The organism is Pseudomonas sp. KBS0707, from assembly GCF_005937945.2.
Taxonomy (GTDB): domain Bacteria; phylum Pseudomonadota; class Gammaproteobacteria; order Pseudomonadales; family Pseudomonadaceae; genus Aquipseudomonas; species Aquipseudomonas amygdali.
This window is the reverse complement of the sequence record NZ_CP041754.1, coordinates 3,456,548-3,470,609: the sequence shown is the minus strand read 5'-3', so window position 1 is coordinate 3,470,609 and position 14,062 is coordinate 3,456,548. Positions and strand designations below refer to the sequence as shown.

The following is a 14,062-nucleotide window of genomic DNA, read 5'->3' as shown; positions in this document are numbered from 1 at the left end:
GTTACCTAGTTGACCTTGACCTCTTTGAACTTGAGCACGTTTTCCTTGCTCTCGCGGTCGCGAAAGGTCAGTTTCAAGGCGGGTGATTTCTTCAGTCGACCCTTGGTCGCCTCAAATATCAATGTGACTCTGGTTGGCACGTTACGGATCAGCTGGAAGCTGTCCCAGCGGTCATACTTCGCATCGCCAACATGCATTTGTGTCAGGCCCAGCGCGCCACCGGTTTCTTCAAACAGGCTGACAGGGTTCAGAAAGCGAAAGTCGCGATCGGCGCTTTTATTGATCAGCTCGAGCGTGCAGGTAGGCGACTGACCATTCTGATCACAGTCGAGCAGCTCAATACTCAGATTGTCGACGGTCTCGGACCGCTTGCCGAACATGTTGGCGTTGTCATTCTCGGTAAACAATTTCTGACTGCGGGCGAACTCTACCGAAGGCTTTGCGTATTCGCCGCCCAACTTGAAGAACACCGCGCAGAGAAACAGTGACAGCGCCATCCACACGCCAAGCTTCAGTAACGAGGGGAGCTTTCTGGCGAGGATGGCGATACCCAGCCCGCTGAACAGCATGACTGTGCTGACAATGATGATCAGTGTCTTCCAGTTGATGAAGTCGACACTGAGGCCAAGAATGGTCGGGTCCGGAAACAGGTAGGTGAAGATGCTCCAGATGACCCCGATCATCCAGACTATGCCTGCTGATATTTTGACCAGAATCTCGGAAATCTTGCTTGTTCGTGGTGCTGCGTCCATTGCTGTTTTTGCCTTGTTCGGGTTGCGGGAATGCATACCGATACGCTTGAGCAGCGGTATCGTCGGGTGGGGGCCTTGGGATGAGGCGTCTGTACAATCCGTGTTCAATCGCGCAGATCCAGAGGTGCCGGATACGCGAGCCTTGAGGTGCGAGAGAGAGCCAGAAGGGCGATGAGCCATGCCATCGCCGCGGCATTATCCTGCAAATCAGTTACAAAGTGCAGCGTTTACGCATTCTGTCTGGATCGATCCCTGAGCAGCGCCAGCAAGGCAGTCAACGGCAGCACTGTGCCTGCGATCAGCACCCAGGTCCAGCCGCCATGATCAAACAACGGGCTGGCCACCGCCGAGCCAATCGCGCCGCCGATGAAAATGCTGGTCATGTACAGGGCGTTGAGCCGGCTGCGGCTGGCGGCATCCAGTGCATAGACGGTTCGCTGGCCCAACACCATGCTGGTCTGCACGCAGAAATCCAGCACCACGCCCGTTACCGCAAGGCCTATCACGCTGTAGGCAGGATGAATAAGGCCCGGAAGAAAGCTCAGTGCACCGAACAGAAGTGCGCCCAAAGACGCGATGCGGGTGTAACCGGCGTCTGCCAGACGCCCGCTGATGGGGGCCGCAATGGCACCGATTGCGCCGATCAGGGCAAAGATCGCGATCTGGGTCTGCGACAGCCCGTGATTGCGTGACAGCTCCAGGGGCACGGCGGTCCAGAACAGGCTGAACGTTGCGAACATACATGCTTGATAAAAAGCCCGCTGGCGCAGCACCGGCTGGGTGCGCAAAAGCGTCCAGAGCGAGAACAGCAACTGGCCGTAGGATGCACGATGATCCGGAACGCGTTTGGGCATGGTGGTTGCCAGCACCACACTGATACCGATCATCACCACGGCAGCTGCCCCGAACACTGCGCGCCAGCCGAAATGGTCGGCCACCAGACTGGCAAATCGGCCGCGCCAGCAGAATCCCCAGCAACAGCCCGCCCATGATTCCGCCCACCACTCTGCCGCGGGATTCTTCCGGTGCCAGATGCGCCGCCAGCGGGATCAGCATCTGCACCGACACCGAACTGAAACCCACCAGCAGCGACACCAGCAGAAACAGATTCGGCTGCTCGGCAAACGCGGCTCCCAGCAGGCTGAGCACCGCAACCGCGGTGGTGATCAGCATCAGCCTGCGGTTCTCCAGCAAATCACCCAGTGGCACCAGAAAGAACAAGCCCAGCGCATAACCGATCTGCGTTAACGAAACGATCAGACTGGCCGCCGTACTCGACAGCCCGATGTCCGGGGCAATCAGCTCGATGATCGGCTGCGCATAGTAGATGTTGGCGACAATCGCGCCGCAGCAGAAGGCAAACAGCATGACCATGGCCGGGGTCATGCTCACGGCTTTGTGCGCCGCGTGGGACGAGTGGGGCATGAAGATTCTCGCTTGAGCGTATACCCGACAGGCACGCGAGGCGCATCTGTCAGGCGGGTTTTTGACTGATGGCAAGCAGGCTAACGGTTTTGTCGGGGATTAAGTAGGTGCGGCGAGTTGATACAGGATATTTCCGGGAATGATGATTTGATGTAAGTCGTTTTATGGCGAGGTCTTCACGGAGCGTGCAGGAGTGCCATAATGCCGACCGTCATTGTGTTCTGGATCAATCCCCTCAGGGACCTTCATGGAAATCAAAAGCTTCAGGCTCGTTAATGTGGGGCGTTTCAGCGATCTTGAAGTCGCTCTGGCGCCTACCGAAAGACATGCGTCGAAGGTGACCGTACTGGTCGGCAATAATGGGGCGGGGAAGACTACGCTGCTCAAGTCTGTCGCTACATCGTTGAGCTGGCTGGTAGCGAGAGTCAGGACGCCGAAAGGTGCTGGCAGTCGTATCGATGAGGGTATGGTTCAGAACGGCACCGCTACATCCTCGATTACCATTCGGATAGAGGATGTGTTGATTTCGGATGACGAGATCAATCCACTTGAAACTGAATGGGGAATAACCGCTACTCGGAAAGGCCGAAACGCCACCTCATCCACAGTATTAAGCGAGCTCAACAGACTTGCTGATGGCTATCGCTCAAAGTTGACTGAAAAAAGTGATACGTCTCTTCCTCTTCTGGCTTTCTACCCCGTCGAGCGCTCTGTCATCGAGATACCGCTCAAAGTCCACGCCAGACATACCTTTGATCAACTCGACGGCTACGACAACGCCTTGGGGCGTGGCGTGGATTTTCGCCGCTTTTTCGAGTGGTTTCGGGAGCGCGAAGACAGCGAGAATGAAACGGGTATCTCGATAGAGTTGCTGAATGAGCTGTCTCAAAAGATCTTGATTGATACAGAACTCTGGAAAGTGCTGACCAGGGAGCATGCCTCTTCACGTGACCGTCAGCTGACTGCGGTCAGAACTGCGGTTGAGGCGTTCATGCCAGGCTTCACAAAACTGCGTGTCAAGCGTAAGCCGCGCTTGCACATGGCTATTGATAAAGACGGCAAGACGCTAAACGTATCCCAGCTGTCCCAAGGCGAAAAATCGATGATGGCGCTCGTCGGCGACATCGCCAGACGCCTCGCCATGATGAACCCGGCGCTGGAAAACCCATTACATGGCAATGGCATCGTCCTGATCGACGAAGTTGATCTGCACCTGCACCCCAAATGGCAACGCAGTCTCATCGCCCAACTCACTATAACGTTCCCCAATTGCCAGTTCCTCCTGACCACGCATTCGCCGTTGGTCATCAGCGACAGCAAGGATGTGCTGGTGTACGTCATGGACGATGGCGAGTTACATGAGCAGGACAGTCTTTATGGCCTTGATGCCAATCAGGTGCTGTCGAGTGTCATGGACACTGATATTCGAAATGAGGAGATTCAAACAGTTCTGGATAAACTGCAGCACTTTTTGATGAGAGGAGAGCTCGATGAAGCTCGGACGCTCTACGCAGGGTTGACTGACGAACTACCTGCAAATCACATCGAACTGGCGAAAGCTTCGCTGCTGATTCGCAAGCTGGAAGTGCGCCGTGAGAAAGATTGAAAAAGGAAGTCTCCCAGTGCTGGAAAAATGGAAGCGCGCGAACAAGGGAAAGAAATACGCCGACCTGGTGGGGCGTGAAGATATCAAGGATGCCATTCGCTACGCCTGTGTCACTGAACAGCATGGTTTGTGCGCCTATTGCTGCTGCAGGATCACTGCCGAGAAAGGCAGTGCCTGCAATGAACATATTGAAGCGCAGCATCTAGCACCGCATCGCACTTTGGATTTCGGCAATATTGTCGCGAGCTGCACTAACGCCAAGCGGTGTGACAAGGCTCATGGCCGTCAGCTTTTGCCGCTTACGCCGCTGATGATCGAATGTGAAAAAGAGTTGCAGTTTGAGCTTTCGGGCCTGGTGGCAGGCACCACGCTTCGGGCGTGCGCAAGTATCAACGTGCTCAATTTAGGCGATACCCATGAGTCGAACCGGGGTCTTGTGGGAGAGCGCAAGCAGATGATTGATGCGCTGCTGTTTTCTTGCAGCATTGACCCTGCTGAGCTGTTTATTGAGGAAGATGATGTTCTCGATCTGTTAAAAAATGACCTGCTTGAGGTAGATGCTCAGCAGTTTCTTCAGCCCTTTTCTCCGGTTTTGGTGAATGTAATTATCGGCATCCAACGCGCTCGTCAGCGTTGACCAAGGCTATTTCCGCACCACCAAGAAACCTTTTGAATTCATATCCTTGATCTGACGTCCTGACTATCGGCCCTTGACGCCCAACGGCGACGTGCCAATAATCCGCTCAAATATTCATATATATGACTGGATAACTACAACAATGAACAAGCTCTCCAGCGACGAACGCCTTCCGCTTTATCAACGCCTGCGCGACAGTCTGGCCGAACAGATTGCCAATAATCGTTGGCGTCCGGGTGAAGCCATTCCTACTGAAGCGGCGCTGTCCGCTGAGTATTGCCTGTCCACCGGCACCGTGCGCAAGGCCATTGATCTGCTGGTCAGCGACAACGTTCTGGAGCGCCAGCAGGGGCGTGGCACGTTTATTCGGCGTGCCAGGTTTCAGTCGTCGCTGTTTCGTTTTTTCCGTTTTCAGACCGAAGCGGGCGAGCGCCGTGTACCGGAAAGCCGGATTTTATCAATAGAGCCTGTGGCTGCGCCTTCAGCGGTCAGTCAGGCGCTGGGTCTGGTGGCCAATGCGCCGGTCATTCGGATGATCCGGCTGCGCTTGCTGGATGGTCAGCCGGTGCTGGCTGAAGAAATCTGGCTGCCTCGGATCCGCTTCCAGGCGTTGCTGGATATGGATCTCGATACTCAGGGGCCGTTGCTTTATCCGATCTATGAAGAGGCTTGCGGTCAGGTTGTGGCTTATGCGCAAGAGAGCCTGACGGCTGAAGCGGTCAACGAGGTGTACGGCCGGTTGCTGCAGGTTTCGGCCGGCAGCCCGGTAGTGGTCATTGAACGACTGGCGCGTAATTACGCCGGTGAACCTCTGGAGTGGCGACGTTCACGAGGGCACGCCAGCCATTTCCGCTACAGCGTGGAAATTCGCTGATCGCACTGCAATCACCCCGACTTATTCAACGCTCATAAGGATAGGAAGCCATGTTCAACTGGTATCGCGAAGTCACTCCCAAGGAGCGCAAGACCTTCTGGGCCTGTTTCGGCGGCTGGTCGCTGGACGCTCTGGAAGTGCAGATGTTCGGTCTGGCCATACCGGCCTTGATTGCCGCCTTTGCCCTGACCAAAGGCGACGCAGGGCTTATCAGCGCCGTGACGTTGGTGACGTCGGCACTGGGTGGCTGGGTCGGCGGAACGTTGTCGGATCGCTATGGCCGGGTTCGCACGTTGCAATGGATGATCCTGTGGTTTTCCTTCTTCACCTTTCTGTCTGCCTTCGTGACCGGCTTCAATCAGTTATTGATCATCAAAGCGCTGCAGGGCTTTGGCATCGGCGGTGAGTGGGCGGCGGGCGCGGTGTTGATGGCCGAAACGATCCAGTCGCGCTACCGCGGCAAGGTGATGGCAACGGTGCAAAGCGCCTGGGCTGTCGGCTGGGGGCTGGCGGTGGTGTTGTTTACCCTGATCTATTCGTTTGTGCCGGAGGATATTGCCTGGCGGGTAATGTTTTTCGTTGGCCTGCTGCCAGCACTGATGATTATCTGGGTGCGCCGCAACGTCGAGGAGCCGGACAGCTTCCAGCGCATGCAGAAAAACGCTGCTCCGAAGGGTAATTTCTTCAAGTCGATGGCCGGAATCTTTCGCCCCGAATTATTGCGCGTCACCTTGCTCGGCGGCTTGCTGGGCCTTGGTGCGCACGGCGGTTATCACGCGGTCATGACGTGGCTGCCCACCTTTCTGAAAACCGAACGCAACCTGTCAGTGCTCAGCTCCGGCGGCTATCTGGCGGTCATTATCGTTGCATTCTGGTGCGGTTGCGTATGCAGCGGTCTGTTGATTGACCGCATTGGCCGACGCAAGAACATCATGCTGTTCGCGCTGTGCTGCGTGGTCACGGTGCAGTGCTATCTGATGCTGCCGCTGAGCAACACGCAAATGCTGTTTCTTGGCTTTCCGCTGGGGTTCTTCGCCGCTGGCATTCCGGCCAGCCTGGGTTCGTTTTTCAACGAGTTGTACCCGGCAGACGTACGTGGGGCAGGGGTTGGCTTCTGTTACAACTTCGGGCGCGTATTGTCGGCGGTGTTCCCGTTTCTGGTGGGCCATATGAGCGAATCGATGTCGCTGGGCACTGCCATCGGCATCGATGCCGGTATTGCCTATGGCGTGGCGATGGTGGCTGCTTTCTGCCTGCCGGAAACCCGTGGACGCAATCTTGATGCCACGCTGGTTGCTGCCGACCCACTGGATAAGGGCGCAGCGCAGCAGGCTTGAATATCCTTTCACCCGCGGTGTTACGGCACTGCGTTGACTACAGATGAACTCATGACCGACCCCTGTACCACGCCAATCCTGGGCATTGATGCCCATGCTCATGTCTTCAGCAAGGATTTGAGTCTGACGTCAGGACGACGTTACAGCCCGGACTACGATGCCACTGTGCAAGCGTATCTGGCCCACCTGCACGAACATGGTTTGAGCCATGGCGTGCTGGTGCAGCCCAGTTTTCTGGGCACCGATAACCGATTTCTGTTCGACGCTCTGGCGCAGGCCCCTGATCGGTTGCGCGGTGTGGCGGTGGTTGATACCGATATCAGCCGTGGTGCCTTGCAGCGTATGGCCGGGCTGGGCATTGTCGGTATTCGCCTGAACCTCATCGGCAGGGCATTGCCTGACTTCACCGCACCTGAATGGAAGTCGTTGTTCAAGAACGTCTGGACCCTTGGTTGGCATGTTGAACTGCACCGTGAGGTTGCGGACTTGCCGGGGCTGATCCGGCAGTTGCTGCCATTCGGTTGCAAGATTGTGATCGACCATTTTGGTCGACCCGATGCGCGCCTTGGTATTGATGACCCGGCGTTCCAGGCATTGCTGGAATTGGGCCTGAGCGGGCAGCTGTGGATGAAAGTCTCGGCAATTTATCGACTGGGCGGCACTGCCGAGCAGAATGCGGCGTTTGCCCACGCTGCATTGCCTCTGCTGCTGCAAAGTTTTGGTCCGCGCCGGTTGGTGTGGGGCAGCGACTGGCCACACACCCAGCATGAGCAAGAGGTCAGTTACGCCAGTGTGGTCGAGCAGTTCCGGGCGCTTGAGTGCCCGGAACCGCTCAAAAACATGTTGCTGGTCGAGGCTCCTCAGGCGCTGTTCGATTTTCTGCCAATCGAAATCTGACCCGCTAAGCCGCAGGCGGCCTGATCCTGTAGCTCACCACATACAGCGCAGGCAGAAAAAACAACGTCAGCAAGGTGGCAATGGCGATACCGCCGATCATGGCGATCGCCATCGGGCCCCAGAACACCTCGCGGGCAATCGGGATCATGCCCAGGCTTGCGGCTGCTGCGGTCAGCAGAATCGGCCGGCAGCGATGTTCGGTGGCCTTGACCACCGATGTCCAGGCACTCTCACCGGCAGCGATGAACTCGTCGATCTGTGTGACCAGAATCACCGAATTGCGAATAATGATGCCGATCAGCGCCAGCACGCCAAGAATCGCGACGAAGCCCAGCGGATAGCCGGATATCAATAGCGCTGCGACCACGCCAATCAGGCCGAGCGGCACCACGCTGACCACTAGCAGAAGTTTTTTGACACTGTGCAGCTGGATCATCAAAAAGCTCACCACCAGCAGCAACATCAGTGGCACGACCTTCAATATGGGCCCTTGCGAGCGGGCGCTGGCCTCGACCGCACCGCCAGTAGCCAGCGAATAACGCAGTGGCAGGCGGGCGCTGAAGGCGTCGACTTCCGGTTTTAATTGCCTGACCAGCGCGGCCGGTTGCAGTTTTCCGAGCACGCTGGCTTTAAGGGTGATGGTCGCCAGCCGGTCGCGACGCCAGACCAGTGGCTGTTCCTGCTCGTAGCTGAGCGTGGCGAACGCCAGCAGCGGCACGCTCGCACCGTTGGGTGTCGGGATCTGCAGGTTGCCGAGGCTTTGTACCGAGTTGCGCTCATCGTTTTCTGCGCGCGCGACCATGTCGATCAGGTAGGTACTGTCGCGCACCTGAGTGATGGTCGTTCCGCTGACCATACTGTTGAGGATTTGCGCCACGTCTTCCGAAGACAGGCCGAATTGACGCACCTTGTCCTGCGCGATATCAATCTTCAGCACTTTGCCCGGCTCGTTCCAGTCATAGATGACCTGGCCGATGTTCGGGTTGGCGTCGAGGATGGCCGCCAGTGCCATCGCTTGGCTGCGCACTTGTTCGATGTCCGGGCCGCTGACCCGGTACTGCACCGGCCAGCCCACTGGCGGTCCCATGTTCAATGGCTGGACGTAGCCGCCCACCCCGACATAATCGTCACGAAAGCGCTGGCGCAGACGCTCGATCAGGCGATCACGCGCTGCGCCGCCCTGGCTGACGATCACCAGTTGCCCATAAAAGGGATTGCTCAGTTGCTGGTCCAGTGGCAGGTAGAAACGCACCGCTCCTTTGCCTACATAGGAACTCCAGCGCAGCACATCGGGATCGTTCTTGAGCGTGGCCTCAAAGCGATCCATGGTCTGGCGTGTGCCTTCGATGGAGCCGTTTTGCGGCATATAGATATCCACCAGAATTTCCGGGCGGTCGGAGTCCGGAAAGAACTGGTTCTGCAGCATTCTGGTGGCAAACAGTGAGCCGATGAACATCAGTAACGTGATGCCGATCACCCACCAGCGGTGCTCCAGGGTTTTGACCAGCAGGCCGCTGAAACCGCGCATCCAGCGCCCCGGCGCGGCATGCGGTGCCGACGCCTTGAGGATATGTACGCCAATCAGTGGCGCAAACAGCACCGCCACCAGCCAGGACAGCAACAGGGCCACGGCGATGACTGCGAACATGGTGAACACGTATTCGCCCGCTGAACTGGAATTCAGGCCGATGGGCACGAAACCGGCAACCGTCACCAGCGTGCCGGTCAGCATCGGGAAGGCCGTCGAGGTATAGGCGAAGGTCGCGGCCTGTGGCAACGAATCGCCGCTTTCCAGGCGGGTCACCATCATTTCGACGGTAATCATGGCGTCATCCACCAACAGCCCCAAGGCGATGATCAGCGCACCCAGCGAGATGCGCTGCATGGTGATGCCGCTGTACTCCATGAACACAAAGACCAGCGCGAGCACCAGTGGGATCGAACAGGCCACCACCAGACCTGCGCGAATGCCGAGGCTGATGAAGCTCACGACCAACACAATCAGGATTGCTTCAAAGAGTGCATGGGTGAAGCCGCCGATGGCTTTTTCAACCACGTCGGCCTGGCTGGACACCAGATGCACGTCGATGCCCAACGGTAGCTCGGTGGTCAGCTCGTCGATGCGCTGCTGCAACTGCGTACCGAATGCCTGAATGTTGCCGCCTTGCTTCATGGCCACCGCAAGCCCGATGGCCGGTTGGCCATTGAAACGGAACAGCGAGGAGGGCGGGTCAGCGTAGCGGCGTTCGATAGTCGCCAGATCGCTGAGGCGAAAGAACCGCTCGCCGAAGCGCAGATTGACGGCCTCAAGGTCCTCTTCACTGCTGAATTGACCGCTGGCGCGTACCGCAATGCGTTCCGGGCCTGACTCAATCACCCCGGCGGGCGTTACCGAGTTTTGCGCTTGCAGGCTTTGCAGCACCTGGCGCTGATCGATGCCCAACGCCGCGAGCTTGCGGATCGAAAAATTCAGATAAATGACTTCGCGCTGGGCACCGAGCAGCTCGATCTTGCCCAGGTTGGGCACGCTGCGGATATCGGCGCGCACCTGTTCGACGTAATCGCGCAACTGGCGGAACGACAGGCCGTCAGCGGTGAACGCATAGATACTGCCGAACACATCACCAAACTCGTCGTTGAATGCAGGGCCCTGAATGCCGCTGGGCAATTCGCTGCGTACATCGCTGATCTTCTTGCGTACCTGATACCACGCTGCCGGGATGTCGGCGCTACGGGTCTCGCTTTTGAGGAAGACAAAAAGCGTCGATTCGCCGGCCAGCGTGTAGCTTTTCACGTAATCCAGCGCGTCGATTTCTTCGAGCTTCTTTTCCAGCCGGTCGGTGACCTGTTGCAAGGTGTCGGGCAACGTAGCACCCGGCCAACGCGCCTGAATGACCATGGTCTTGATGGCAAAGGAAGGGTCTTCCTCGCGGCCCAGATTCAGAAACGACCAACTGCCCATCAGCAGTGAAACGAACATCATGTACCAGACCAGCGTGCGATGCCTGAGCCCCCAGGCCGACAGATTGAAACGCTCCCTCACAAACTGACCTCTCGCTGCATGCGTATTTTCTGTCCGGACTGCATGCCGTTAACGCCGGCAGTCACCACTTTTTCGCCCTCGTGCAGCTCGCCGCTGATCCGTACCTTCGAGCCCGTGCGCGTCAGTACCTGCACCGTGCGCGCAACGAGTGTCGAGGTCGATGGGTCGATGACCCATACCTGAGACAGGCCGTCGCGCTCCACAACGGCGCTGCCGGGCAGCTCGTGAAACGGCGGTGCGTAGCCGCTGATTTCGACCGTGACCGTCGAGCCCGGACGAAAGCTGTCGGGCATGTGCTGTAAGGCCAGACGGACACGTTGAGTGCGGGTTTCGGCGTTGATTTGCGGTGCAAGCTGGCGGACTTTTGCGGTCACTGAGACTTGCTCATCGAGTTGCGAAATCACCCTGATGCGCTGATTGTCATCCAGTGCCCCCAGCGGCAAATCGACCACCGCTTCGCGGCTTTCCGGACGCGCAAGGCTGACCACTGCCTGACCGGTCGCGATGACCTGACCGACTTCGGCTTGCCATTCGGTGATCAGGCCGTCGAATTCGGCTGACAGGCGCGTGTGGGACACATGGTCAGTAGCTTGTTGCAGCGCAATGCTGGCCTGACTGCGAAGTGCGTCCTGAATGCGCACTTCACTGTTCAACTGGTCCAGACGCACCCGCGAGCCGATACCGCGCTCGTAGAGTTGCTGGTAACGCGTTTGCTCATCGCGCGCCTGCTGCCAGGCAGACCGGGCTCTGCCGAGTTCTGCCTGGCGGGCACGCAAACGATGTTGCTGATCGCCTGGCTCCAGCGTGGCGAGCAGATCGCCTTTGCGCACTCGGTCACCGACCTCTGCGTGCCGGGTTGCCAGTCGTCCGGCCACACGAAAACCCAGTGCTACCTCGTATTGCGGCTGGATGACTCCGGCGAAGCGTGCATAAGAGGCGCTGTGCTGATCGGCAATTTCGGTGAACAGCACGGGCCGCTCGACCGCTTCGCGAAGCGGTTTGTCGCGGCAGCCCGGCAGCGTCATGATCAGCAAACAGAGCAGCCAGCAAGCATGTGTCGGTCGTGGTTCTGCAGGTGTGCTGCTCATTGCCCTGGTGCCGATGACGCCAACGAGACGGCCACCTCGACTGGCACTCGCTCGGCGACCTCGACCCGTTGCCCCGGGTAGAGAAACTGCAGCCCTCGGGAAACCACCCGATCCCCCTCGGACAGCCCCTCGGAAACGATCACCTGGCCCTGTTCATAGCGCAGCACGTTGACCCGCGTCAGCTTGACCCTTGCCTGAGCGTCCACCTGCCAGACTGCCGGTTGACCCTTGGCGCGGCTCAGCGCTGACCAGGGCAGAGCGTACGCCCGTTGTGACCGAACCTGCAGGCGGGCGCTGACCACTGAGCCGAGTGCAGGTGCAACGGCGACGTCCGGCAGCGCAACGCGCACTCGCAATGTGCCGTTAGCGGCGGAAACAATGGGCGTGATTTCCCTGATGATGCCGGTCCACTGAATGCCCTGCTGAGCAATAGGGCTGATGATTACCATGGTGCCTGTCTGATCGGAGCGCAGCAGCGATTCATACACGGAAAATACGGCCTCGCGTTCGCCATCGTGAGCGACACTGAACACCGGTGCGCCGGCCTGGACCACCTGACCCTCTTCGGCATGCCGTGCAGTGATGACGCCATCTGCTACTGCGAGCAGTTCGGTGTAACCGACTTGATCACGTGCATTGGCCTGTTGAGCTTGCAGCGCTGCCAATTCAGCTCGCGCACTCTCAAGGCCGGAGCGTGCCTTCTGGTATTCACTGAGATTGGTATAGCCCTTGGGCAGCAGTAACTGCTGACGCAGGTAATTTTGTTCGGCGAGGTATAAGCGCGACTGTCGCATGGCCACTTCGGCATTGGCCGACGCCAGCTCGTTCTTCTGTTCTTGCGGGTCCAGCCTGGCAAGCACTTGCCCGGCACGCACGCGGTTCCCGACATCCACGTAGCGTTTGATCAGCTTGCCCGACACGCGAAACGCTTGCTCGGTTACTTTGCGCGCCTGGATATCGCCTGTCAGCGCCACACTGCTTGAGACATCCACCAAGGCAACTGGCTGCACCTCGACTCGCACCAGCGCCTTTTCTGCAGGTTTCCCTGCGGAACAAGCGCTGAGCGAGAGCAGTGAAATGAACCCCAGCACCAGGCCGGGCTGAACAGGTATGAGGTGCGATAGCCGGACATTTCCGGTAGCACGGCAGTACCAACGCAAGCGCGTTGCAAAGGGAAAAGTCATCAACGAATAGCACTGCCCGATCAAAGAAACCAACACCGGTGAACCACTGCGTCACGCCGGAAAAGCTGCACGGCTTCCCGGGCGCAGGCGAGCGTGTTTCAGGCCATCGCGGTGACGCTTGGCCACACCTGTTGAGTGGCTTCGGTGCCCAGGAACGTCAGTGCGGTGCGTTGCGAGTGGTGCCACGCCGCCTTGCTCTCAAGGTCCAGAAAGTGCCCGGTGTCCGGAACGACGTTGAAACTGCTTTTTGCGATGTAGTTGGAAAACATCCGCGCATCTTCAACGGTGGTGTACTCATCTTTTTCACCGTTGATGAACAGCACCGGAATCTTGATCGAGGAAAAACGCTCGACGTAGTTAGTGGCGCTTAGTTTGCGAATCTGGCTGATGTGAAAGTCGATCTGGCGATATTCGTGTTCGGCAAGGCTGATCAGGTGCTTGTAGTTATAAAGTTTGAACAGGCGCGGCAGGTACTTGCCCACGGTGTCATTGAGCAGTGAGCCGATCTTGCGCTTCTCGCGGGCGGCCAGATAGATCTGGGCGTTATCGATGTAATCGAGCATGGCCTCGTTGAGGACCGGCGAGAACGAGCTGATGATCGCCTTTTCCACGGATGGCGGGCACTCGGAAAGGGCCAGCAGGGCCGATACACCGCCCCAGGATACCGACAGCAGGTGGTTCACCTGATAAAGGTCGATCAACTGCAGCAGGATGTTTACTTCATCTTCCTTGCTGACAATCATGTCGTCCGGGTTGTGGGCTCGGGACTGCCCCGAAAACGGCAGGTCGAATAGTACGAGGTTGTAGTGCGGTTGCAGGTACTTGACGGTCTGCCCGAAAGAGCCGGTGGTCGATAACGCACCGTTGACCAGCAAGATGGTCTTGGTCTCGCTGCCTTTCCAGTAAGTCTCGGTGTAAACCTTGTACTGACCTACGTTTAAAATCTTTGATTGTGCGCCCATAACAGCCTCCCAGCCGATGTTGATCCAACTAATTAGTACAGCGTTCTCTGCTTTGGCAGCCATGTCAAAGCCTCGCCTTGTTAGTGGCGAAATCCGGTGAGTTATTATTTTGGGTGCAGCCAAGCGGTGCAGCAGGAACCTTGTTTGCCCGGTTATAGATAGCGCAGTGTCAGCGAAGCGACAAGACGCCGACGTCATAAAAATGTCTATTCGTTCACATTTTGCCTGGAAGGCGAAAAACCGCCATCTGCTCGATG

10 protein-coding genes and 1 pseudogene are annotated in these 14,062 nt (G+C 57.8%); 5 read left to right on the top strand and 6 right to left on the bottom strand.

Annotation, left to right across the window (positions count from 1 at the left end; all coding sequences use genetic code 11):
• Positions 1-5: 5 nt before the first annotated feature.
• Positions 6-752: a hypothetical protein gene (locus FFH21_RS16260; protein WP_041924584.1), complete on the bottom strand. Its 747-nt coding sequence runs from the start codon at positions 750-752 to the stop codon at positions 6-8.
• A gap of 227 nt (positions 753-979) precedes the next feature.
• Positions 980-2,177 (bottom strand): annotated as a pseudogene (locus tag FFH21_RS16255) (MFS transporter).
• Positions 2,178-2,424: 247 nt separating this feature from the next.
• Here FFH21_RS16255 and FFH21_RS16250 point away from each other — a divergent pair.
• The 5 genes from FFH21_RS16250 (at position 2,425) to FFH21_RS16230 (ending at position 7,528) form a co-directional block, all read left to right on the top strand.
• Positions 2,425-3,783 (top strand): AAA family ATPase, encoded by a 1,359-nt coding sequence (locus FFH21_RS16250; protein WP_004665662.1) that lies wholly within the window; start codon positions 2,425-2,427, stop codon positions 3,781-3,783.
• Positions 3,770-4,420, top strand: coding sequence for a hypothetical protein (locus tag FFH21_RS16245; RefSeq protein WP_038820519.1), 651 nt, complete (start codon positions 3,770-3,772; stop codon positions 4,418-4,420). Before FFH21_RS16250 ends, FFH21_RS16245 begins: the two co-directional genes overlap by 14 nt.
• Positions 4,421-4,562: 142 nt before the next feature.
• Positions 4,563-5,294: a GntR family transcriptional regulator gene (locus FFH21_RS16240; RefSeq protein WP_019742429.1), complete on the top strand. Its 732-nt coding sequence runs from the start codon at positions 4,563-4,565 to the stop codon at positions 5,292-5,294.
• Positions 5,295-5,344: 50 nt separating this feature from the next.
• Complete coding sequence (locus FFH21_RS16235; protein ID WP_011168940.1) at positions 5,345-6,631, top strand: MFS transporter; 1,287 nt, start codon at positions 5,345-5,347, stop codon at positions 6,629-6,631.
• A 51-nt stretch (positions 6,632-6,682) separates the two neighbouring features.
• Positions 6,683-7,528 (top strand): amidohydrolase, encoded by an 846-nt coding sequence (locus FFH21_RS16230; RefSeq protein ID WP_002553950.1) that lies wholly within the window; start codon positions 6,683-6,685, stop codon positions 7,526-7,528.
• Between the two features lie 4 nt (positions 7,529-7,532).
• On the opposite strand, the gene FFH21_RS16225 is transcribed toward FFH21_RS16230, so the two are convergent.
• The 4 genes from FFH21_RS16225 to FFH21_RS16210 form a co-directional block, all read right to left on the bottom strand.
• The gene (locus FFH21_RS16225; protein WP_004665658.1) at positions 7,533-10,571 is read right to left on the bottom strand and encodes an efflux RND transporter permease subunit; all 3,039 of its coding nucleotides are present in this window, start codon (positions 10,569-10,571) and stop codon (positions 7,533-7,535) included.
• Positions 10,568-11,659 carry an efflux RND transporter periplasmic adaptor subunit gene (locus FFH21_RS16220; protein WP_011168938.1) on the bottom strand — a complete coding sequence of 364 codons (1,092 nt, stop codon included), beginning with the start codon at positions 11,657-11,659 and terminating at the stop codon, positions 10,568-10,570. Before FFH21_RS16220 ends, FFH21_RS16225 begins: the two co-directional genes overlap by 4 nt.
• Complete coding sequence (locus tag FFH21_RS16215) at positions 11,656-12,843, bottom strand: efflux RND transporter periplasmic adaptor subunit (RefSeq protein ID WP_032704217.1); 1,188 nt, start codon at positions 12,841-12,843, stop codon at positions 11,656-11,658. The genes FFH21_RS16220 and FFH21_RS16215 overlap by 4 nt, the downstream gene beginning before the upstream one ends.
• Before the next feature lie 98 nt (positions 12,844-12,941).
• On the bottom strand, positions 12,942-13,868 hold the full coding sequence (locus FFH21_RS16210; protein ID WP_050772268.1) for an alpha/beta fold hydrolase: 927 nt from the start codon (positions 13,866-13,868) through the stop codon (positions 12,942-12,944).
• Between the last annotated feature and the right edge of the window lie 194 nt (positions 13,869-14,062).

Bases quoted from the DNA above. Each gene is read 5' to 3' on its own strand.
- FFH21_RS16240 (WP_019742429.1), top strand. From the start codon at position 4,563: ATGAACAAGCTCTCCAGCGACGAACGCCTTCCGCTTTATCAACGCCTG.
- FFH21_RS16210 (WP_050772268.1), bottom strand. From the start codon at position 13,868: ATGGCTGCCAAAGCAGAGAACGCTGTACTAATTAGTTGGATCAACATC.
- FFH21_RS16230 (WP_002553950.1), top strand. From the start codon at position 6,683: ATGACCGACCCCTGTACCACGCCAATCCTGGGCATTGATGCCCATGCT.
- FFH21_RS16235 (WP_011168940.1), top strand. From the start codon at position 5,345: ATGTTCAACTGGTATCGCGAAGTCACTCCCAAGGAGCGCAAGACCTTC.
- FFH21_RS16260 (WP_041924584.1), bottom strand. From the start codon at position 752: ATGGACGCAGCACCACGAACAAGCAAGATTTCCGAGATTCTGGTCAAA.
- FFH21_RS16250 (WP_004665662.1), top strand. From the start codon at position 2,425: ATGGAAATCAAAAGCTTCAGGCTCGTTAATGTGGGGCGTTTCAGCGAT.
- FFH21_RS16215 (WP_032704217.1), bottom strand. From the start codon at position 12,843: ATGACTTTTCCCTTTGCAACGCGCTTGCGTTGGTACTGCCGTGCTACC.
- FFH21_RS16220 (WP_011168938.1), bottom strand. From the start codon at position 11,659: ATGAGCAGCACACCTGCAGAACCACGACCGACACATGCTTGCTGGCTG.